At 63.7% G+C, this 20,980-nt stretch carries 16 protein-coding genes; 6 read left to right on the top strand and 10 right to left on the bottom strand.

Translation table 11 applies throughout. The features are described from left to right. Positions 1-42: 42 nt before the first annotated feature. The 8 genes from CIT26_RS25190 to CIT26_RS25225 form a co-directional block, all read right to left on the bottom strand. Positions 43-1,083 carry a 2-hydroxyacid dehydrogenase gene (locus tag CIT26_RS25190; RefSeq protein WP_095495072.1) on the bottom strand — a complete coding sequence of 347 codons (1,041 nt, stop codon included), beginning with the start codon at positions 1,081-1,083 and terminating at the stop codon, positions 43-45. Positions 1,084-1,093: 10 nt separating this feature from the next. Then, the gene (locus CIT26_RS25195) at positions 1,094-2,647 is read right to left on the bottom strand and encodes an FGGY-family carbohydrate kinase (protein WP_095495073.1); all 1,554 of its coding nucleotides are present in this window, start codon (positions 2,645-2,647) and stop codon (positions 1,094-1,096) included. Next, positions 2,647-3,771 (bottom strand): ABC transporter ATP-binding protein, encoded by a 1,125-nt coding sequence (locus CIT26_RS25200; RefSeq protein WP_095495074.1) that lies wholly within the window; start codon positions 3,769-3,771, stop codon positions 2,647-2,649. Before CIT26_RS25200 ends, CIT26_RS25195 begins: the two co-directional genes overlap by 1 nt. Next, positions 3,768-4,886: an ABC transporter ATP-binding protein gene (locus CIT26_RS25205; protein ID WP_095495075.1), complete on the bottom strand. Its 1,119-nt coding sequence runs from the start codon at positions 4,884-4,886 to the stop codon at positions 3,768-3,770. The genes CIT26_RS25200 and CIT26_RS25205 overlap by 4 nt, the downstream gene beginning before the upstream one ends. Positions 4,887-4,891: 5 nt before the next feature. Then, on the bottom strand, positions 4,892-5,749 hold the full coding sequence (locus CIT26_RS25210; RefSeq protein ID WP_095495076.1) for a carbohydrate ABC transporter permease: 858 nt from the start codon (positions 5,747-5,749) through the stop codon (positions 4,892-4,894). A gap of 9 nt (positions 5,750-5,758) precedes the next feature. Beyond that, complete coding sequence (locus CIT26_RS25215) at positions 5,759-6,682, bottom strand: carbohydrate ABC transporter permease (RefSeq protein WP_095495077.1); 924 nt, start codon at positions 6,680-6,682, stop codon at positions 5,759-5,761. A gap of 205 nt (positions 6,683-6,887) precedes the next feature. Beyond that, positions 6,888-8,333: an ABC transporter substrate-binding protein gene (locus tag CIT26_RS25220; RefSeq protein WP_095495078.1), complete on the bottom strand. Its 1,446-nt coding sequence runs from the start codon at positions 8,331-8,333 to the stop codon at positions 6,888-6,890. 44 nt (positions 8,334-8,377) lie between these two features. Beyond that, on the bottom strand, positions 8,378-9,352 hold the full coding sequence (locus tag CIT26_RS25225; RefSeq protein ID WP_095495079.1) for a sugar-binding transcriptional regulator: 975 nt from the start codon (positions 9,350-9,352) through the stop codon (positions 8,378-8,380). A gap of 504 nt (positions 9,353-9,856) precedes the next feature. Between CIT26_RS25225 and CIT26_RS25230 the strand changes: the two genes are divergently transcribed. Genes CIT26_RS25230 through CIT26_RS25255 form a run of 6 tightly spaced genes read left to right on the top strand, consistent with a single transcriptional unit; the run spans position 9,857 to position 18,717 of the window. Further along, positions 9,857-11,257, top strand: coding sequence for an SWIM zinc finger family protein (locus CIT26_RS25230; RefSeq protein ID WP_095495080.1), 1,401 nt, complete (start codon positions 9,857-9,859; stop codon positions 11,255-11,257). Next, entirely contained in the window at positions 11,254-12,696 is a 1,443-nt protein-coding gene (locus CIT26_RS25235; protein ID WP_095495081.1) for a DUF5691 domain-containing protein, read from the top strand. Before CIT26_RS25230 ends, CIT26_RS25235 begins: the two co-directional genes overlap by 4 nt. 18 nt (positions 12,697-12,714) lie before the next feature. Continuing rightward, the gene (locus tag CIT26_RS25240; RefSeq protein ID WP_027152558.1) at positions 12,715-13,794 is read left to right on the top strand and encodes an ATP-binding protein; all 1,080 of its coding nucleotides are present in this window, start codon (positions 12,715-12,717) and stop codon (positions 13,792-13,794) included. A 6-nt stretch (positions 13,795-13,800) separates the two neighbouring features. Beyond that, positions 13,801-16,059, top strand: coding sequence for a DUF5682 family protein (locus tag CIT26_RS25245; RefSeq protein WP_095495082.1), 2,259 nt, complete (start codon positions 13,801-13,803; stop codon positions 16,057-16,059). Next, the gene (locus tag CIT26_RS25250; protein ID WP_095495083.1) at positions 16,052-17,293 is read left to right on the top strand and encodes a VWA domain-containing protein; all 1,242 of its coding nucleotides are present in this window, start codon (positions 16,052-16,054) and stop codon (positions 17,291-17,293) included. The genes CIT26_RS25245 and CIT26_RS25250 overlap by 8 nt, the downstream gene beginning before the upstream one ends. Positions 17,294-17,298: 5 nt before the next feature. Next, positions 17,299-18,717 (top strand): FAD-binding oxidoreductase, encoded by a 1,419-nt coding sequence (locus CIT26_RS25255; protein ID WP_095495084.1) that lies wholly within the window; start codon positions 17,299-17,301, stop codon positions 18,715-18,717. 42 nt (positions 18,718-18,759) lie between these two features. Here the strand turns inward: CIT26_RS25255 and CIT26_RS25260 are convergent, their stop codons facing one another. Beyond that, positions 18,760-19,689: a pseudouridine-5'-phosphate glycosidase gene (locus CIT26_RS25260; protein ID WP_095495085.1), complete on the bottom strand. Its 930-nt coding sequence runs from the start codon at positions 19,687-19,689 to the stop codon at positions 18,760-18,762. Between the two features lie 32 nt (positions 19,690-19,721). Then, on the bottom strand, positions 19,722-20,867 hold the full coding sequence (locus CIT26_RS25265) for a carbohydrate kinase (RefSeq protein WP_245319546.1): 1,146 nt from the start codon (positions 20,865-20,867) through the stop codon (positions 19,722-19,724). Between the last annotated feature and the right edge of the window lie 113 nt (positions 20,868-20,980).

Genomic DNA, 20,980 nt, shown 5'->3' on the forward strand with positions numbered 1-20,980 from the left:
GGTCCTCAGTGCCTGGATTGTGTTTCATGGCTGCCGCGACCTTCAGCATGGGTTGACCGGTGGGAGCCCGGCGATAAAGCGGCGCACCTCTTCGGCCGCCTGCTCGGCCGCATAGGTCACCGTGCGCACCGACGCGCCGGCGATATGCGGCGTCAGCGTGACATTCGGAAGCTGCAGCAGCGGCCAGTCGGCAGGCACCGGCTCGACCGCAAACGTCTCCAGCATGGCGCTGCCGATATGGCCTGAGACCAGCGCATCGTAAAGCGCGTCGTAATCGACCAGCGGCCCGCGCGCGGTGTTGACGAAGATCACCCCCGGCTTCATCCGAGCGATGGTGTCCTTGTTGATCAGGCCGCGGGTTTCCTCAGTCACCCGGGGATGAAGCGTGACCACATCGGAGCGGGACAGGAGATCGTCGAGCGCGACCAGTTCGACGCCGTCATTGCGGTCTTCGGCGCTCAGTTGCACATAGGGATCGGTGACCAGGATGCGGCAGCCGAACGCGCGCAGCAGGCGGACAACCTTGGTGCCGATATTGCCGTAGCCGATGACGCCGACGGTCATTTCGTTGAGCTCGCGGCCGGTACGGTCGGCCCGGTAGAGATCGCCGCGCCATTCCCCTTTGCGCAAGGCCTCGTGCCCGACCCGGATCAGCCGCGTCTCGGCAAGGATCGCACCGATGGTGAACTCGGCCACAGCACTTGCATTGCGGCCGGGCACATTGACGACGGTGATGCCGTGGGCCCTGGCGGCAGCCATGTCAATGTTGATCGGGCCGCCGCGCGAGACCGCAACCAGCTTCAGCGTAGGCAGACGCTGCATCATGGTCTCGGAGAGCGGCGCAAGCTGGGTGACGAAGATCTCGGCGTCGCCAATGAAATCGACCACCTCGTCCGGATCGCCAAAATACTCCTTCACCTTGTCGAGGCCGAGCGCCGCATTGCCGAATTCCATCGGCTCGTCGGGCCAGGCCGCCTCAAGGGTGCGAATGTCGAGATTGTCGCCGCAGGCCTTCTCGATTTTCTCGCGAAACACTTCGGGAAGCATGAAGCGGTCGCCAATAACTGCAATCTTCCTACGCATGCTCGACTTCTCAGTTTGCCCTGGATGCGGCCATCGACCGCCAGACCGGCCGCAGCGCCTCATGCGCCAAAGTGTAGGACGGAACCGCCCGCTCATAGATCGCGGCAAGTTTTGGGTCGCTCGGCTCCGCCGCACCCAGCAGCGGCGTGACCCACTCGCCGACGCATTCGTCCATCGACTTGTATTGGCCGACGCAAACCGCGGCGATCATCGCGGCGCCCGCCGCACCAGCTTCCTCGCGCTGGCTGGTGCGAATGTCGGCGCCGACGACAGCGCCCAGGATCTTGCGCAGAGCCGGGCTTCTGGCGGCACCGCCGGTCAGCCGGATTTCGCTCGGCAGCGGCCCCATGGCGGCGTAGCAATCGCGCGACGCGAATGCCAGTCCCTCGAAAACGGCGCGGACCATGTCGGCATAGCCGTGCCGCGACGAAATGCCGACGAAACCGGCTCTGGCATTGGCATCGACGAACGGTCCGCGCTCGCCGGCTTCCGACACATAGGGCTGATAGAGCAGCGATGCCGGCTCGGATACGGATATCCACTGATCGACCAGCGCGATCATCTCGCCATTGGTGCGCGTAATGCCTTGCGATGCAAGGATGCCTGAGGCCAGACCCAGAACCCAATCGATGTTGAGCGTCGCCGCCATGTTCGACTGCATTTGCGCAAAGACGCCGGGCGCCGGCATCGTCATCGTGTAGCCGGTCGCCGCCTCGTTGAGCAGCACCTCGTCCGGCGTCTGCGCAAGCCGCATATGCATGCCGGTGGAGCCGATGATGGAGCAGCCGGGCTTGCGCTCGCGGTCGAGCAGGCCGGCGCCGAGCGCGGTGCAGGCCACGTCGACATAGGCCAGCACCACCGGCGTACCGGAAAGCAGCCCGGTCGCTTCGGTAGCCGCCGCCGACAGGCCGGCGCTATGCCTGGTGCCGTCGACGATCGGCGGCAGCAGATGCCTGAGATCGGCTACGCCGAGCACCTCAAGCACATCATCGCAATAGCCACGGGTGCGGAAGTCGCCGAAGGTGAAGGTTCCCTCGGACGGATCGGTTGCGCGTTCGCCGGTCAGGTTGAAATAGAGCCAGTCCTTGCAATGGAATGCTGTCGCGGCATCGGCAAGCATGTCAGGCGCGTTGCGCTTCATGAAGGCAAGTTGCGGTCCCTGCTGGCAGGCGGCCAACCCGCTGCCGGTCTTTTCGAAGCGAAGCCGGTCATCGGGCCGCGCACGGATCTCCTCGACTATCGCGGCAGCGCGCGCATCGAGCCACAGCCAGCCCTTGGCGACTGGCTCACCGTCCTTGTCGATCAGCCAGGTGCCATCGCCCTGTCCGGTCACGGCGATGGCGATGGTGCGGATGGCGAGATCCGGTACCTTGTCGGCAAGCTGGCGCAATGTGGTCGCGGTATCGGCCCAGGTACGCGCCAGATCCTGCTCGGCGCCGCCGCCCGGCAAGGTCTCATACCGGTTCGGCACCGCCGCGGCCGCGAGCTGCCGGCCCGCCGTGTCGAAGGCGACGGACTTGATGACGGACGTGCCGGCGTCGATGCCGATCAGCACATCCCGCATCAGGCAAGCTCCATGCCGTGCGAAATGGCCATTCCGCTGGCCCGATCGAAGACGTGCAGGTTTTTCGGATCAATGCTGATATTGATCGGCGCGCCAAGCTCCAGCCGGGTCCGGTCGTGCTCGACCAGGACCAGCGAACCGCCGGCGAAATCGGCGGCTATATGCGTCTGGTCGCCGAGCCATTGGTTGGCCGAAACCGTGGCCGGCACGCCGTCCTTCGAGCGGCGAACAGCATAGGGCCTGATGCCGATGACGACCCGCTGCCGTTTGAGCAATTCGTCGCGAACCGAGCCGCTGAACGCGTCCTTGTCATAATCGAGCGAAAGTCCGTCGGGCAGTCGCAGATTGATCTTGTCGGCAGCCGTGCCGACATAGGCTTCGAAGACATTCATCGGCGGCTCGCCGACAAAGGTGCCGGTGAACAGGTTGGCCGGCCGCTGCTTGAGCATGTCGGGCGTGTCGAACTGCTGCAACACGCCGCCTTCCATCACCGCGATCCGGTCGGCAAGCGCGTTGGCCTCGGTCTGGTCGTGGGTGACCAGGATCGCGGTCAGGCCGCGTTCCTTGATGAAGTGCTTGATACGGCCGCGCAGCACGGCGCGAAGCTGCGGTTCGAGCTGGCCCATCGGTTCATCCAGCAGATGAAGATCGGCCTTGCGGATCAGCGCCCGGCCGAGGCTGGCGCGCTGCTGCTGGCCGCCGGAGATGGAGCTCGGATAGCGCTCAAGAATGTCCTCGATCTCGAGCAGCTTGGCGATGTTGGCAACCTTCGCGTCAACCTCGCTCCTCGGCAGCTTGGCCGCCTTCAGCGCGAACGCCATGTTCTCGCGCACGGTCAGCGGCGGATAAAGCGAATAACCCTCGAACGCCATCGCCACATTGCGCTTGACTGGCGGCAGCGTGTGCACCTTGCGGCCGGCAACCGAGATGGTGCCGCGCGAGACCTCTTCGAAGCCGGCGATCATGCGCAATGTCGAGGTCTTGCCGCAGCCGGACGAGCCGAGTAGTGCGACGATCTCGCCCTTGTCGATTTCCATCGTCAGATTCTGGACGGCATGCACGCCCCTATCGATCGGACCGTAGAACTTGTCGACGCCTGAAATGGCGAGTGCGCCCTGGCTCATGCCGCTTCTCCGCTGCGCAAATTGACGACATTCCTGGCGCCGATGCGGTCACCGCTCGCATGATCGAACAGCAGGGCGCTTTTGCCGTCGACAGCGATATGGGCCCTGCCCTCGGTTTGACCCGGTGTTCCGGCCGGCCGGGAGACCAAGATTTCGCGGCCGCGCACAGTGCGCACCAGCGTGACGATCTTTTCGTTGAGCGGCGTCTCGGCCTCGACCGTCACCGGTATGGCAGCGGGCGTTCCTTCGTCGACGAAGCTCAGCGCTTCTGGTCGCAAGCCGATCACGCAATCGCGGCCGACCGTCGCGTCATAGGCGCCCGTCAGATGGACCTGGACATTCGACAGGCCGACATAGATGCCCTTGGCGTCGCGCGACGGCTTGACGTCGAGCAGGTTGATGGTCGGATCACCGAACAGCCGCGCGATCTCGATGTTGGCCGGCTCACGATAGATCTGCTCGGGTGTGCCGAGCTGCTTGATGACACCTTGCGACATCACCGCGATGCGATCGCCGAGCGCCATGGCCTCCTTGTAGTCCTGGGTGACGTAGACGACGGTCGCGCCACGGTCGGCCAGCAGCCTCGGCAGTTCGAGCCGCATCTCGAAGCGCAGTTTGGCATCGACATTGCGCAGGGGATCGTCGAGCAGGAGCACCGGCGGCGAGCCGACCAGAGCGCGGGCGAGCGCGGTGCGCTGCTTCTGGCCGTTGGACAGCGCCCGTGGTTTATGGCTGAGTACGTGACCAATCTTCAGCAGCTTGGCGACGCCCTCAACGCCCGCCTTCATCGCGCTCTGCGACGAGCGCTTGGCCTGAAGCGGCGTGGCAATGTTGTCGAAGGCGGTCATGTGTGGAAACAGCGCGAAATTCTGGAACGCCATGCCGACGCCGCGGAACTCGGCATCGAGGTCGGTCATGTCCTCGCCGCCGATGAAGATCTTTCCCTCGTCGGGGTCGATAACGCCGGCGACGAGCCGCAGCAGCACCGTCTTGCCGGCGCCGGACGGTCCGAACAGGACAAGAGTTTCGCCGTCGGCGACGGTCAGCGACAGATTGTCGAGAACAGTCTGGCTCTTGTAGCGCTTGACGACATTTCGCAGTTCGAGGCTGGCCATCGGAGCTATCCTTTCACGGCGCCGAGCGACAGGCCTTCGACGAGATAGCGCTGCGCATAGAGAGCAAGTGCCAGCGTCGGCGTGATCGACAGCACGATCGCCGCCGAGATCTGGCCATACTGAATGCCGGAGGAGGTGATGAAGGCCAGCGCGCCAACCGTCACCGGCTGCTTGTCGGCCGAGGCGAGCACGAGCGCGAAGACGAAGTTGTTCCAGGCGAAGATGAAGGCGAGCAGGCCGGCAGCCGCAATGCCCGGGCCGGCGAGCGGCAGCGCGATCTTGCGGAAGGTGGCGAACCAGGAATGACCGGCGATGCGATAGGCATATTCGATGTCGGCCGGGATATCCTCGAAATAGCCGCGCACGATCCACAGGATCAGCGGCAGGCAGATCAGCTGATAGACCCAGATCAGCCCGATATAGGTGTTGGCCAGTCCAAGCTTCTGGAAATAGAGGGTGAGCGGCAGGAGCACCAGCAGCGCCGGCGCGAACCGGAACGACAGCAGCGTGAAGGCGATGTCCTCCGAGCCGCGAAACTTATGCCGCGCAAAGGCGTAAGCCGCGGGAACGCCAAGCAGCAGCGCGACGGCGACTGAGGTGACCGACAGGAACACCGAATTCCACAGGTTGCGCATGAAGGCGATGTCGAGCGTGCCGGCTGCCGTCGTCAGCTTCCCGGTGATGAGCGCGGTGTAGTTGGCCAGCGTCGGCTTGAAGACAAGCTGCGGCGGAATCCGCAGGATAGTCTCGTTGGTCTGGAACGACATCATGAAGATCCAGACAATCGGGAACATGAAGAAGATCACGACCAGCGTCAGTGCTATGCCGCGCAGGACGCGTTCGAGAAGGGAGGTGTGTTCCATCTCAGCCTCCTATGCCTGGCCGCGGGCGCGTTCGCGCAGCCGCAGCCAATTCTTGATGAAGATGTTCGAGAGGAAATAGGTGATCGCCCAAAGGATGATCATCAGCGCCGCCGAGCGGCCGACATTGGTCGACTGGAAGAAGTTGAGATAGGCCTCGACCTGGAAGACGGTCAGCGTATCGCCCGGACCGCCCTGGGTCATGGCATAGATGATGTCGAACTGCTGGATGGAATCCAGCAGGCGGAACAGCGTCGCCGTCAGGATGTAGGGCGTCAGCATCGGCAAGGTGATGCGGAAGAACACGAAACTCCTCGGCACGCCGTCAAGTGCTGCCGCCTCGAAGGGCTGCGTCGGCAGGCTGCGCAGCCCGGCAAGCAGCAGGATCATGATGAAGGGCGTGTAGACCCAGATATCGACAAGGACCACGGTGAAAAGTGCGGTCGACGGAGACGAGGCCCAGCGGAAATCCTGCAGTCCGATCAGGCTGGCGAGATAGCTCAGCACGCCAAAGCCGGGATTGGTCATCAGCTTCCACATCAGCGCGGCAAGCGCCGGCGCCGTCATCAGCGGCATCAACAGCATGATCGAGATGAAGTTGTTCAGCGTCGAGCGCTTCTGCAGGAGCATGGCGATGCCGAGACCGAGAAGCAGTTCGAGCAGGACGGTGATGCCCGCATAGAGCAGCGAAACCTCAAGTGTGTTCCAGAACCTCGGGTCGGTGAAAAAGGAGATGTAATTGTCGCCCCAGTTGAACTGCCGCGCCCAGGGCTGGCTCAGCCGGTAGCGCTGGAACGAATAGACCACCGATGTGAAGAACGGGATCAGGATGCCGATGCAGACGAGCAAGGCCGGCAGGCTGAGCACATAGGGCAGCACCCTCTTGCTGATCCTGAAGCCGGAAGGCCTGTTTCTTTGCATTGTCGCCGCAGTCATCGTGCTGTTCCGTCATCTCTGTTGCTTCGCCCTGCCGGCCGCCCAGGGAGCTAGGCGGCCGGTTGGGCGAGTGGCGGCACCGCCAGTGGTTGAGCATCGGATTTTCCCAAAACCGATTTCCACTTTTGGGTCTGATGCTCCAGGCGCCGCTTCGCAGTGGAATGGCCGGCTGGCCCGCAAAAGCGGGCCAGCCGTTCGCCAGGACTCAGCCGAGCCCGGCTTCCTTGAGCTGGCCGTCAACGCTGGTGGCCAGCATGTCGAGGCCTTCGTCGATCGGCACTTCCTTGGCCACCATCTTCTGCAGCGTCGCCGCCCATTCGGTGGTGAGATCGAAGAACAGCGGCTGCGGGGTGAACTTGATGCTGGCGCCCGGCGCCGAGACGTCGAACATCTCGACATAGCCCGGATAGCTCTTGTTCAGCTTCTCGCGGAACATCTCGTCGTTCCAGACCGACTGACGGACCGGATTGACGAAGTCCATCTTGGTCGCACCGAACAGTGCATGCTCGGGCCCGGACGCCCATTGCATGAAGTACCAGGTGGCGTCCTTGTCCTTCGAGAAATTGGACATCGACAGCGACCAGATCCAGATATTGGGCGTCGGCGCCTTGGCGGCGGGATTGGCTTTGAAGGCGGAGAAGGCGAGCTTGCCGGCCATCTTGTTGTCGCCGCCATTCATGAAGTAGCCGAGAATGTCGGCGTCGTAGATCATCGCCGAGGCGCCTGCACCGAGATCGGTGCCGACCTGATACCAGGTATAGGTCGACCAGTCCTTGGGGCCGCTCTCCTGGATCATCTGAACCCACTGCTTGTGGAAGGCCTTGGACTCGGCGGTGTTCATCGCGGCCGACAATTTGCCGTCAGCCGATACGTTCAGGTCCTTCTGGTCAAAGTTGGCGTAAGCCGACAGGAAGCCGGGATGGATCGTCGCCCAGGAGCGCGAACCGCGCACGCCGATGCCGTAGACACCGCCGCCAACATCCTTGGTAAGCTTCGCCGCCGTAGCGACCATCTCGTCCATATTGCCGGGAACGCTGACGCCGACCTTGTCGAACATACCCTTGTTGTAGGTGATGTTGTTCTGTTCGAAGCCCCATGGAATGCACCACTGCTTGGCGTCGTCGGAACCGAGCGCTCCGCCCGGCTGGCCGTTCCAGGCGCAGGACTTCCAGACGCCGGGCAGGAAATCGTCCCAGGCATAGTTCACGTTGGTCTTGGTCGGATCCTTGATCCACTCGTTAAGGTCGGTGATCCAGCCGGCCGGGCCATAGGTCCAGGTCATGTAGGCGCCGGTCATGAAGGCATCGTATTCAGGCGAGCTGGCCGACAGCGCAGCGGTGACCTTGTCGAAATAGACATCCTCCGGGAAGACGTCATAGACGACTTCCATGCCGGTCAACTTTTTGAAGTTTTCAAGGTTGGCGATCATCGCATCCGCGTAAGGATGCTTGTTGAGCAAGAGCTTGATGGTCTTGCCCTTGTGCGCCTGCCAGTCGAAGTCCGCCGCCAGCGCACGGGTCTGCCCCAGATTGAGCAGCGTGCCGGCCGTGCCAGCGGCAAGGCCCATCGCGCCAAGACCCTTGATCAGCCCACGACGATCAACTTGTCCGCGCAGGAACGCATCGATCAGGTCTTTTTCTTTCTCATGCATTTGTCTTCTCCTCCACAGGGTAGTTTCAATCGAATGGCTGCCGGCTACCCGACCGGCGTCTGCTCCACGAGTGATCGTGCCGTCCGCTCATCGGTGACCAAGCCCTTGAGATAGCGGCCCTCCAACACCGATTTGATGGCACGAACCTTCACCTTGCCGCCGGCAACGGCGACAATCCTGCGATTGCTGATATCTTCTCGCGCCAGCGCCAGCGCCCGGTTGGAAAGGGTCGTCTCGACCGCCTTTCCAGCATCGTCGAAGAAATGGCCGAGCAGTTCGCCGACGCCGCCCTTGCGACGGATCTCCTCCATTTCGCCCTTCTCGATCATGCCGGTGGCGACCAGCGACGCCTCGCGCTCGGCGGTGCCGATACCGGCGATGAGCAGGTCGGCGGCTTTGCCGAGATCGAAGACCTCGCTGATGCCCTTCTGCCCAAGCAGCACAGTTCGATCCTCGACCGTGTTGGCGAACATCGGCACCGGCATCACATAGGCTTCCGCGCCGGTCCGTTCGGCCAGACGGTGAATGACGTCGTGCGGATTGGCCGAGAACTTGCGCGTCAGGCCGCCAAGCAGGGAAACGAAGCGGATCTTTTCGGCCGATATGCGCGGCAGATACTCCACGCAGGCGGCCAGCGTGCGGCCATGACCGACGCCGATCAGCGTATCCTCGCCGCGTTCGATCTCACGCTTGAGGAACTGCGCGCCGGCGATGCCGAGCGCCTTGAGCGGCAGGTCTTCCCCGTCAAAGTCGGGAACGACCTCGCAATAGTCGAGGCCGTAGCGGCTGGACAAATCGTCTTCAAGCGCGACGCATTCCGACACTTCGCCGTCGATATAGACTTTGACCAACCCTTCCTGATTGGCCTTGGTGATGAGACGATGCGCCTTGAGGCTGGTCAGGCCGAGCCGCTTGGCGACCTCCGACTGGGTCAGGCCGCCAGCATAATGAAGCCAGGCGGCACGCGTCGCCATACTGGTTTCATCGTCGCGCAGCAGGCCGTTTCCAAAACCAACCATTTCCGCCCTAAGATATTTTTATCAGTTGATGCAAAATTTTTCACAAGCCGCCGCCGGAGTCAAGCGCCGCGTGGTTCAATTTGCACCAAGGAGGCAAAAACTAGCCTGCTGGAGAGCCATCCTGCAGGTCGGCCCCCGGTTGAAATGCCACGCCTGTCGACCTGCCGGAGCCGCGATCAGCCTGCCGGCCCTGCTCGTCATCGACGCTCAGGTTGGCTAGGTGGCTCAGCCGGCTGACCAGATTTATGGTTTGCAACTGCCTGGGACCCATGCCTGCTCCGCCGTCCGACACCGCGCGTTGCTGGAACTGGCGAAGGCCGTTTGCAGAAAATGCCCTGCCTGCCGAACGGCGGTAGACCTCGCTTGCAGATCAGGCGGATTCGGGCACATTAGAACAGGGGCAGAGACGTATCGATCTTCGCTTCACCAGAGCTACAATAATTCTTCACAAACGGCTGTCTATCCTGGCGACAGGCGTTTGGTTCGAGTCACGAGGGGCGCGGCTTGGAATTCGATTTGAAGACCATTGAGGCGCTTGCTCCCGATCAAGCGTCGCTGAGCGCCGCCTCCAAACTGACCAAGCGATCGAACTGGCCGCGGCTCGAGCGGAATGAGCAGCAGGCGCTCATCTGGGGTGAATGCCAGGGCTCCGGCTCCAATCCTTATCGGGTGGTGGTCGACACGGGCGATCACGGCTACAAATGCACCTGCCCGTCGCGAAAATTCCCCTGCAAGCACACGCTGGCCCTGATGTGGATTGCCGCCACCGCGCCAGCCAGTTTTGCCGCGGCCGAATCCTCGCCGGAATGGGTGAATGACTGGCTTGGCAGGCGCAGGAAGACGACGCCACCGCCAGCGCAACCGATAGCCGGTGCGGCGGCCAAGAGCATCGATGACGCCGCACGGACGGACGAGAGCGCCGCGGTCGAAGACGTTGCGGCGGTGGAGCGTCGCGAGGCAGCGCAGCGCAAGCGGGCGGAAGACACTCGACAAGCAGTGTCGGCGGCGCTCGATGAGCTCGACCAATGGATCGCCGACCAGTTGCGGCTTGGTCTTTCCGGGTTTGTCGACGGCAGCAGCGACCGTTGCCGCCGGATTGCCGCGCGGCTGGTCGACATGAAGGCAACCGCGCTTGCCGGCCGCATCGACGAGATCCCTTCGCGGCTGATGGCGCTGCGCAGCGAAGAAAGACCGGATGCGGCGATCCGTGAGCTTGGCAAGCTTGTGCTGCTAGCCAAGGCATGGCGGGCGGCGCCGGATGATCCCGAATTGAAGCGACTCGTATCGACATCGGAAACCCGCGAACAGGTTCTGGCCAGTCCCGATGCAAGACAGGTCGAAAGCTTCTGGGAAGTTCTGGGCGAGAAGATCGAGAGCCGCCGCGACGGTCTCGTCAGCCATTCGACCTGGCTGCTCGATCTGAAGAGCACTACCCCGCAATTTGCCGTGCTGCTCGATTATTTTCCGGCTTCTGCCGGACGCCGGTCCAACGCTTTTGCTCCGGGTGATCGTTTCGATGCCCGGCTGGTCTTCTACCCAGCCCGCAAACCGCTGCGCGCACTGGTGGCGGAACGCATGGGTGACGTGATGTCCGGCGCATGGCCTGATTTCAGCTTGGGCGCTACAAAGGACCCACTCGCCGGGCATGCTTCCTATCAGGATGCAGCGCCTTGGATTACCGATTGTCCTCTCTTGCTGCCGCCTGGTGCGATCCTGGTCGATGACCGCGGCACAGGCTGGTGGCAGGCCGCGGGCGATCCGCAAGGGATAGCCTTGCCGATCGCCGGCGCTGTCAATCAAACATTGCTCGGCCTCGACCTTGCGGCCACGGCAGCGCTCTGGGATGGCGCCAGGCTTGACCTCCTGGCGGCGCAAAGCGGATTCGGGAGGCTCGACCTGTCGTGAATGAGAGCGAGCAAACAGGCCTGGCGACAATGCGCGATTGCTGGATCACCGGCGGAGCCACCTTCGATCTGGCTCCAACCGCCTGGAAGACAATCGCCGGCGGTGCAAGTCCCGACGAGCAGGAGCGCCGGCTTCTGGCAATCGCAGCACAGGCGCTCGACGTCGCCCTGCGGCCGGCGGCGCCGAAGACACTCAGGCGCCGACCGCCGCTGCCCAGGCTTGCGCTCCCTATGCTGCCGGAGCGGTTGCGGCCGCTGTTGAGAGCCGCTCTGAAACACGCCGCCGACGCGAGACGCAAGACGCGCGTGGTGACGCTTGTCGCCAGCCGCGGCTTTGTCCTCCATCCGATGGACTGGATGCCCATCGCGTCGGATCAGAACAGTCCGGACGTCTACGCTCCCTGGATCGACTGGCAAGCAAGCGTGGACGGGGAGAGACATGCCCCGCAAGAGAAACTGACGGCGGAAAATTGGGATGAGTTCTATCCCGCCGCGCGACGCATCGCGCTGGCAGACATGCGCCGCAGTGAACCGGCTTCGGCCCGAATGCTGGTCGAGGCCAAGGCATCGGGCGAGCCCGCCGAGGTCAGGCTTGCGCTCGTCGAGCTCATGCGCTTCGGCCTGAATCCTGAGGACGCGCCGTTCCTTAAAAGCCTCTCCGCCGACAGGTCCGGCAAGGTGCGCGAACTGGCTGGCCGGCTGCTGGCAAGGTTGGGAGAGCACGGCCGTTCAAACGATGGCGGACCGGGTGATCCCGCAGCTGAACTCGCCGCTTTCATCAGCGAAGGCAAATCCGGCTTCATCCGCCGCCGCAGCATCTACACGCCGGCGAAGTTGAAATCGCCGGCGCAGGAAAAGCGTCGCGCCGAATTGTTCGAGACCTGCAATCTGGTCGACCTGGCCGCGCGGTTCAGTGCTACCGAACCTGAGTTCATAGGAGCTTGGCAGTTCGGCGCCGACAACAATGCCGACATCCTGATCGCACGAATGGTCGCCGCTTCGGGGAGCGACGTCGCGGTGACGCATATGGCGGACGCACTTGTCGCCGATGGCGGCAAGCCAGCGCTGTTCGTACTGCTCACGCCGCGCCTGGACAGTCGCAGAAAACGAGCCCTCGTCCGGCTGATCCTCAAGGAGGCGAATTACCTCAACGCGATCAATCTGGCGGAAGGCATTGATGCTGGCTGGCTGGAATGGGACGATCTTTCGAATGGGTCGGCTCTTGCGGCGCTGCGTTCCGCCGTTGCGGGAAACGACGACGCCATGCGCCGGGGCGCCGACGATATACTGGAAACGATCGGCTTCCTTGCCACGGCGACCACAGCAGCAAAATTGATCGACGAGGTCGTCGCAGCCGGCATGCCGCCCGCAGCCCCATCACTCGGTGTCCTGCGTCTCAACGCGGCGCTGGCCGAATATCAGTCTAGAACCGACACATGATCAATCCGGAGAATTCATATGAACGCTGCCATCCGTCTCCCGGTCGAGCAGGCCTATGCCTCTGAATTGCAGGCGCTGGCGCGCAGTGACGACAGGCAAAAGCCGGCCGGCTGGAGCCTCTCTCCACAAGCTGTGCTGACTTATCTGCTGGGCGGGAAGGCCGGTGACGGCACGCCGGTAACGCCAAAATATGTCGGTCGCCGCCGACTGATGGAGACCGCGGTGGCAACGCTCGCCACCGACCGCGCACTGTTGCTGCTCGGCGTTCCCGGAACGGCCAAGTCCTGGGTGTCGGAACATCTGGCCGCCGCCATCATGGGCGACTCGACGCTGATCGTGCAGTGCACGGCCGGCACCGACGAGAACCAGATCCGCTATGGCTGGAACTATGCACAACTTCTGGCAAAGGGCCCGAGCCAGGAAGCATTGGTGCCGACGCCGCTCTACCGCGCCATGCAGACCGGCAAGCTCTGCCGGCTCGAGGAACTGACGCGCATGGGCTCGGATGTGCAAGACACGCTGATCACTGTACTTTCCGAAAAGATGATGCCGATCCCGGAATTGAACACATCGATCTATGCCCAGCGCGGCTTCAACATCATCGCCACGGCAAACAACCGGGACAAAGGAGTGAATGAACTCTCCTCGGCACTCAAGCGTCGCTTCAATGTCGTGGTGCTGCCATTGCCGGAAGACATGGCTGAAGAGGTGGCGATCGTCTCCAAGCGGGTCGATGAGATGGCCGGCGGGCTCGACCTGCCGGTGCCGAAAAATGTCGGCGAGGAGATAGCCCGGGTATTGACCATCTTCCGTGAATTGCGATCCGGTGCGACCGCCGACGGCAAGGTGACGCTGAAGACGCCCTCGGGCTCGCTGTCGACCGCCGAGGCGATCGCGACGATGGTTGGCGGGCTGAGCCAGGCGGCGTGGTTCGACAGCGGCAAGCTCGGCGCCGAAGGTCTCGCCGCCAGCCTTGTCGGCGCGATCGTGAAAGATCCGGTACAGGACAAGGCAGTGCTTGAGGAATATCTGGAAACAGTGCTCAAGAAGCGGCCTGACTATGCCGGCTACTATGCGGCCTTGAACGCAGCGATCTGACGCGTCATGGGACACAGCGACGTCGCCTATTTCGGCATACGCCATCACGGGCCGGGTTCCGCCGACAGCCTTGTGCAGGCATTGCAGGATTTGCAGCCGGAAGCCGTGCTGATCGAGGGGCCGATCGATGCCTCCGCGCTACTGCCGTTGCTGGCCCGCCCGGAGATGCAGCCGCCGGTAGCACTGCTTTGCTATCCGGAGGAGGATCCGGCTTCGACAAGCTTCTGGCCATTCGCCGAGTTCTCGCCGGAATATCAGGCGGTCCTTTGGGCCGTGGACAACAAGGCGGCGTTGCGCTTCATCGACCTGCCGTCGTCGGCGCGCTTGACGGCAGCGGCGGCCGATGGCGCGGAAAAAGTCGATGCTGGCGAAGCGAAAGAAGCAAGCGAGCATGACGACGTGGCTCCGCATCGGCGTGATCCGATAGGCACGCTGGCCCGCGCCGCCGGCTATGAGGATGGCGAAAGCTGGTGGTCGGACATCATCGAGCAGAATCCGGAACCAGGCCCCATATTCGCGGCCATCTCCGACGCGATGACGACGCTAAGGGATGGTGAAGGCTCGATCGCGCAGTTCGAGGCCCAGCGCGAAGCGCATATGCGGCTCGAAATCGCTGCGGCGCGCAAGGAATTCGACGGAACTATCGCCGTCGTCTGCGGGGCGTGGCATGTGCCGGCACTGCAGGCGACACACACGCAGAAAAACGATCAAGCCCTGCTCAAGGGGATTGCAAGGCGCAAGAGCACGATGACATGGGCGCCGTGGACGGGCCCGCGTTTGGCGCTGGGCTACGGCTATGGCGCGGGCGTCGTCGCACCCGGCTGGTGCAAGCATCTCTGGCGCACGCGCGGCCGGCGCGATGCAGCAACCTTGTGGCTTGCAATGATTGCAGCGGTGCTGCGCGTGAAGGGTCACCTGGTCTCGACCGCTTCGCTGATCGAAGCGGAGCGGCTCGCCCGCACGCTCGCCGCGATTCGCGAGCGGCCGAAACCCGGGTTTGAGGAATTGCGCGACGCCGCAATTGCGGCTCTGTTCAATGGCGAAGCGTTGCTGTGGGCCCTGGTCGAGGCCGAGCTGCTTCTAGGTGCGGACGTCGGCGAAATTCCACCCGACACGCCGTTGGCGCCGTTGATCGAAGATCTGCAGCGCAACCAGAAGGCGGCGCGGCTGAAACCTGAAGCGCTGGAGCGGGAACTATCCGTCGACCTGCGAAGCGACAGCGGGCTGTTTCGTTCGACATTGCTGCATCGGCTGAACGTGCTTGGTGTGCATTGGGGCAAGTTGACGGACGCCGGTCGCAGCCGTGGCACCTTCCGCGAGCGGTGGACCCTGGCCTGGGAGCCGGAATATGCCGTTCGCCTGGTGGAGAACCTGATCTACGGGCCGACCATCGAAAAGGCCGCCAACGGCCGCCTGATCCAGATGATCGAAGCCGCAGCAACCCTCGATACTCTTGCGGCACTGGTCCAGGGCGCCATCACGGCAGGCCTGTCGGAAGCATCGACGGCCGGTCTCGCGGCCTTGGAGGCGCGCGCGGCGCGCAGCAGCGAATGCCTGGAGATTCTGGCCTCGGTGCCGCCGCTCGCCGACATCATCCGCTACGGCGAGGCCCGCAAAACGGAGACGAACCGGCTTTCCGGCCTCATGGAGCGGCTGATCGTCGAAGGTGCGATCGCGCTTCCCTATGCGGCACGCGACCTGGATGAGCAGGCCGCCGCGACGCTGGCTAGCGCGATGCGCAAGGCCGATGAGGCGATCAGGCTGGTCGAGCCCGGGGAAGACGTGCTGAACGGATGGCGCAACGGGCTGGCTGCCGTGCTGGAGGGGTCAAGGGCGACGGCGCTGCTGGCCGGATGCGCCGCGCACCTGCTCTACGAGGCCGGCCGCCTGTCCGCCGAAGCCGCAGCCGGGCTGCTCGCGCGACGCCTGTCGCCGGGCACGCCAGTCGCCGAGGCGGCGGGGTTCTTCGAGGGCTTCTTCAGCACAGCCGGTCAACGGCTGATCTATGACGAAGGTCTGCGCGGCGCGGTCGATTCCTGGCTCAAATCTCTCGACGAAGATGCTTTCATCGCGCACCTGCCGTTGCTGCGCCGCGTCTTTTCCAATCTGGACAGCATGGAGCGCCGGCGGCTGATCGAAGCGGTTCTCGGCCGCGCCGCGCGCTTGCCGGCTGGCCTAACGCCGACGCCGGATGGCGGCGAGGCATGGCGCCGACACCTGGAACAGCTTGGACCATTGCTCATGGGAGGAAACGGCAATGGATGACGAGGGCGAAATGAACGGGCCCGGCCCACTCACTGCAGATGCCGGAGGGGAGCGCCGCTGGCGCCTGGCGATCGGCGCCGATGACGAGGCGTCGGCGGCACTTTCCAGCGACGACAAACGACTTTCGGCGGCACTCGATGCTCTCTACGGCGATGGTGCCAGCGCGGCGGCCAGTGACCCGCGCAAGCGGCGTGGCGGGCTTGGCCGCTCGGCACCGCGCGTTGCGCAATGGATGGGCGACATTCGCTCCTTCTTTCCCGCGCAGGTCGTTCAGATTGTCCAGAAGGACGCTTTCGAACGGCTGGACCTGAAGCAGATGCTGATGGAGCCGGAGTTCCTCAAGGCGATCGAGGCGGACGTCAACCTGGTCGCCGACCTGATTTCGCTGCGTTCGGTCATGCCGGCCAAGACCAAGGACATCGCCCGCACGATCATCGCCGACATCGTCGCCATGCTGATGCAGAAGCTGGAGCAGAAGACCGCCGAGACGATACGCGGCGCGCTCGACCGATCGAAGCGCACCAACCGTCCGCGTGCGCGCGATATCGACTGGCAGCGCACCATCTCGGCGAACCTTCGCCACTACCAGCCCGAGCACAAAACTATCGTGCCGGAGAAGCTGGTTGGTTTCATGCGCAAGCAGCGCCGGCTGGTCGATCTTGACGAAGTCGTTCTCTGCGTCGACCAGTCCGGCTCGATGGCAAGCTCGGTCGTCTACGCCTCGATCTTCGCGGCGGTGATGGCCTCGCTGCCGGTCGTGCGCACCAAGCTCGTCTGTTTCGATACGGCCATAGTCGACCTTACCGAAGAACTCAGCGATCCCGTCGAAGTGCTGTTCGGCGTGCAGCTTGGCGGCGGCACCGATATCAACCAGGCCGTCGCCTATTGCGCCGACCGTATCGAGCGGCCAACCAAGTCGCATCTGGTGCTGATCACCGACCTCTACGAAGGCGGCAATGGACAGGAGTTGCTGCGGCGGCTGGCGGCGCTGGTTCGATCCGGCGTCAATGTCGTCGTGCTTCTGGCACTGACCGACCAAGGCCGGCCCGGCTACGATCCGGCAATGGCAGGTTCGGTTGCCGCACTTGGCATTCCGGTCTTCGCCTGCACGCCGGATTTGTTTCCGGACATGATGGCGGCGGCATTGCGCCGGGAAGATATCGACGCCTGGGCCGCGGGAGCCGACATCAAGCTGGTTCGCGCCGAGGCCGAGGCGCCTAGGGCGAACGAGTGAGCCCCATGTCACAGAAGGTTGCCGAGCTCCTGTTGCGGCTGGAAAAACGGCTGGACAGATCAGCGATCGTTTCGGCCGATGAGGCCGGACCGCGCTACAGGGAAGATCCCGACGGCAAGACCAGCGCACTGCCGGAGTTCGTCTTGCGTCCGCGCACGGCCGGCGAGGTGTCGGACATACTGCGCCTGTGCAACGAGGCGCGGCAAAGCCTTGTCGTCCAGGGCGGCCGGACCGGGCTTGCCGGTGCGGCTCGCATCCAGCCCGGCGAAGCGGTGCTGTCGCTGGAGCGCATGACGGCGATCGAGACCCCCGACCGCGAGGCGGCGACGATCGTCGCCGAGGCCGGCGCGCCGCTGCAGATGGTGCAGGACGCGGCCGATGCGGCCGGCTTGCTGTTCGGCGTCGACATCGGCGCGCGCGGCACGGCCACGGTCGGCGGCAATGTCGCCACCAATGCCGGCGGTATCCGCGTACTGCGCTACGGCATGTACCGCGCGCAGGTGCTCGGGCTGGAAGCGGTGCTTGCCGACGGTAGCATCCTGACGTCGCTCAAGGGCTTGCCCAAGGACAATTCCGGCTATGATCTCAACCAGCTCTTCATTGGCAGCGAAGGCACGCTGGGCGTCGTCACGCGCGCCTGCCTGCGGCTGCACCCGAAGCCGGCCACCGAGGTCAACGCCTTCTGCGCGCTTGCTTCGCTCGACGCGGCGATCGCGCTGCTCGGTCTGCTCAGACAGAGACTTGGACCCCTGCTCTCGGCCTATGAAGTGAATTTCGCGCCGCTCTATGGCGCCATGGTCGCCGGCATGGATGCGCCGGCGCCGCTGCCCGTCGGCTCGCCCGTCTATGTGCTCGCCGAGATACAGGGCAGCGAGCCCGACCGCGACGGCGAACGTTTTGCCGCTGTGCTGATGCAGGCGGTCGAGGACGGCGTGATCGACGACGTGGTGGTCTCGCAGTCGCCGCGCGAATTCCGCGCGCTGTGGGCGGTGCGAGAGGACGCCAATCGCTTCCTGTTTTCGATAAAAGACCTGGTCGGCGTCGACATCAGCATTCCGCTGGCGCGGATGGGGACTTTCCTGCGGGAAGCTGAAGCGGCAATCCAGGCCGTTGACCGCAACGCCGACATCTACGTCTTCGGCCATCTCGGCGATGGCAATCTGCACTATCAGGTGCGCACCGTGGATCCGGCGGCCGCATACGATATCGTCTATCGGGGCGTCGCTGAGGCTGGCGGCGGCGTCTCGGCCGAGCATGGCATCGGCCTCGACAAGAAGGAATGGTTGCACCTCGTGCGCAGCGATGCCGAGATCGCGGCCATGCGGCGCTTGAAAGCGGCTTTCGATCCGAACAATATCCTCAATACCGGGCGGGTCTTCGACCTCGCGCCGGCGGCTAGCATACGTGACGTGCCGCCCCAATGAGGCTGGAGATCGAAGGCCGGTAGCGCAGGACTGGTGCTGACTCTAACTGCCCACGCGCTTCAACCGCGCATGCGCCACGGCAATGCGGGCAGCGAGCGCGGCGTTGTTGCCGACCAGCGCAATATTGGCCTTCAGGCTGCGACCCTGCGAAAGCTCATTGATACGGGCGAGCAGGAACGGCGTCAGTTCCTTACGCTCGATGCCGCGTGTCTCGGCTTCGGCCACCGCCGCCGCGATCGTGCCGTCGATGAAGGCCGGATCGAGCGCATCCACTTCCGGAATTGGATTGGCGACGAGGATGCCGGTGCACGAGCCGATCTGCTCGTGCAGCAGCATGGCCTGCGCAATGTCCTCCGGCGTATCGAGGCGGTGATCGGCTTTCAGTCCGCTGGAGCGCGTATAGAAGGCCGGAAAATCGTCGCTCTGATAGGCAATCACCGGCACGCGCTGGGTCTCCAGATATTCCAGCGTTTTTGCAATATCGAGGATCGATTTCACGCCGGCGCAGACGACGGTCGTGCCGGTCTGGCCGAGTTCGGTCAGGTCGGCCGAGATATCGAAAGTGGCCTCGGCGCCACGATGCACGCCGCCGACGCCGCCCGTCGCGAAAATGCCGATGCCGGCGAGTGCGGCGATCCGCATCGTCGCCGAAACCGTGGTTCCGGCCGAGCCGCCGCCCACCATGATGGCGGCGAGGTCGCGCCCGGAGGCCTTGACCACGTCTTTTGCCGCTGCCAGCTGCTCCAGCTCCCGGTCACCGAGCCCGACTTTGATCTTGCCGGCGACCACCGCGATCGTGGCGGGCACAGCACCGTTCTCGCGCACCACGGTTTCAACGCCACGCGCAGTCTCCAGATTGGCAGGAAAAGGCATGCCATGGGTGATGATCGTCGATTCCAGGGCCACCACCGCGCGGCCTTCACGAAGTGCTGCCGCGACTTCGTCGTTCAGGTGGAGAAGGGAAGGTTTCATCGTCAATTTCGCTTTCAGGGTTCGGCTCGCGTTCAGGCGGGAATTCGGTACATGCCGGCGGTGAGGAAGCGCGGCGACAGATCGGGATGAACGCTGGATTCGCTCTCGGTGGTCAGCGTGGCGAGCAGCGCGCCGGTGCGCGCAGCGTGAGGAACGGGATCTCCCGAAAGCACCTTGTACATGGTGCCGGCAATCATCGCGTCGCCTGCACCGGTGATGTCGACGGCGCGGGCCGGGACGGAACGCATCGTCGCCACGCCGCTCTCGGTCGCCACTGCAAATCCATGAGCGCCCATGGTCACGATCACCTCGCTGGCGCCGGCCGCGCGCAGCGCCGCCGCAGCCTCCTTCGGCTTCAGCCGCCTGTCGGCATCGGTGATGCCAAGCATCATATTGGCCTCGTCATGGTTGGTGAACAAAAGATCGATGCCGGTCAGGTCCTTCGGCAGGCGTGCCGATTTCGGCGACGACACCGTGTCGACGGCGAGCTTGAAGCGCGCGCCCTGCTTGCGTGACATCAGCGACTTGATCGTCGCAGCCGGCAGGTTGCAATCGATGAACACCCATGTCGCCGAAGCCAGATGCGGCCAGAAGCGGTCGAGATAGGAGGGCGAAAACAGATCGAATATCTCCATGTCGGCGATGCCGAGCACGAGATCGTTATTGAGGTCGAGGATCGCTGCATATTCCGCCGTCGGCCGCTCCGTGGTGGTGATCACCTGGCTGACATCGGCGCCGAGGTCGCGCAGATGCCGCACCAGCGAGCGGCCGGTCTCGTCGTCGCCGACAATCGAGACGAAGCTTATGTCGACGCCGAGGCGGACAAGGTTCTCGGCGACGTTGCGGGCGACGCCGCCGAAGCTGCGATAGCCGTCGACCGGGTTCGACGTCCCGAAGATCAGATCCTTCTTGGCGTGATACTTACGGTCCAGAACTGCGCCGCCGATGCAGATCATGCGCTTGGATGCCGGCAAGACATAGCCGCGACCAAGAATGTAGCCCTTGTTTACGAGCTGCACGATGTGGGCCGCGACGGTCGAGCGGGCAATGCCGAGCGACGTTGCTATGTCCTGCTGGCCGGCGAAGGGATTCGCCGCGATGAGATCCAGAACCGCTTGTTCCTGTGCTCCAAGGTCGTCCATCGCCTCACCCGGCCCGTTCATTCTGTGGCCGAACATTTTCGATATCAACAACAACAACAGATGCTATTGTCAACATTTGTTTGCGAAGAGAGCGCAATGCAGCATCGTGAACCGGAAAGCGCCAACCAAGCGATGCGATGCTCGGCCAC

Source organism: Mesorhizobium temperatum, from assembly GCF_002284575.1.
GTDB classification, from domain to species: Bacteria; Pseudomonadota; Alphaproteobacteria; order Rhizobiales; family Rhizobiaceae; genus Mesorhizobium; species Mesorhizobium temperatum.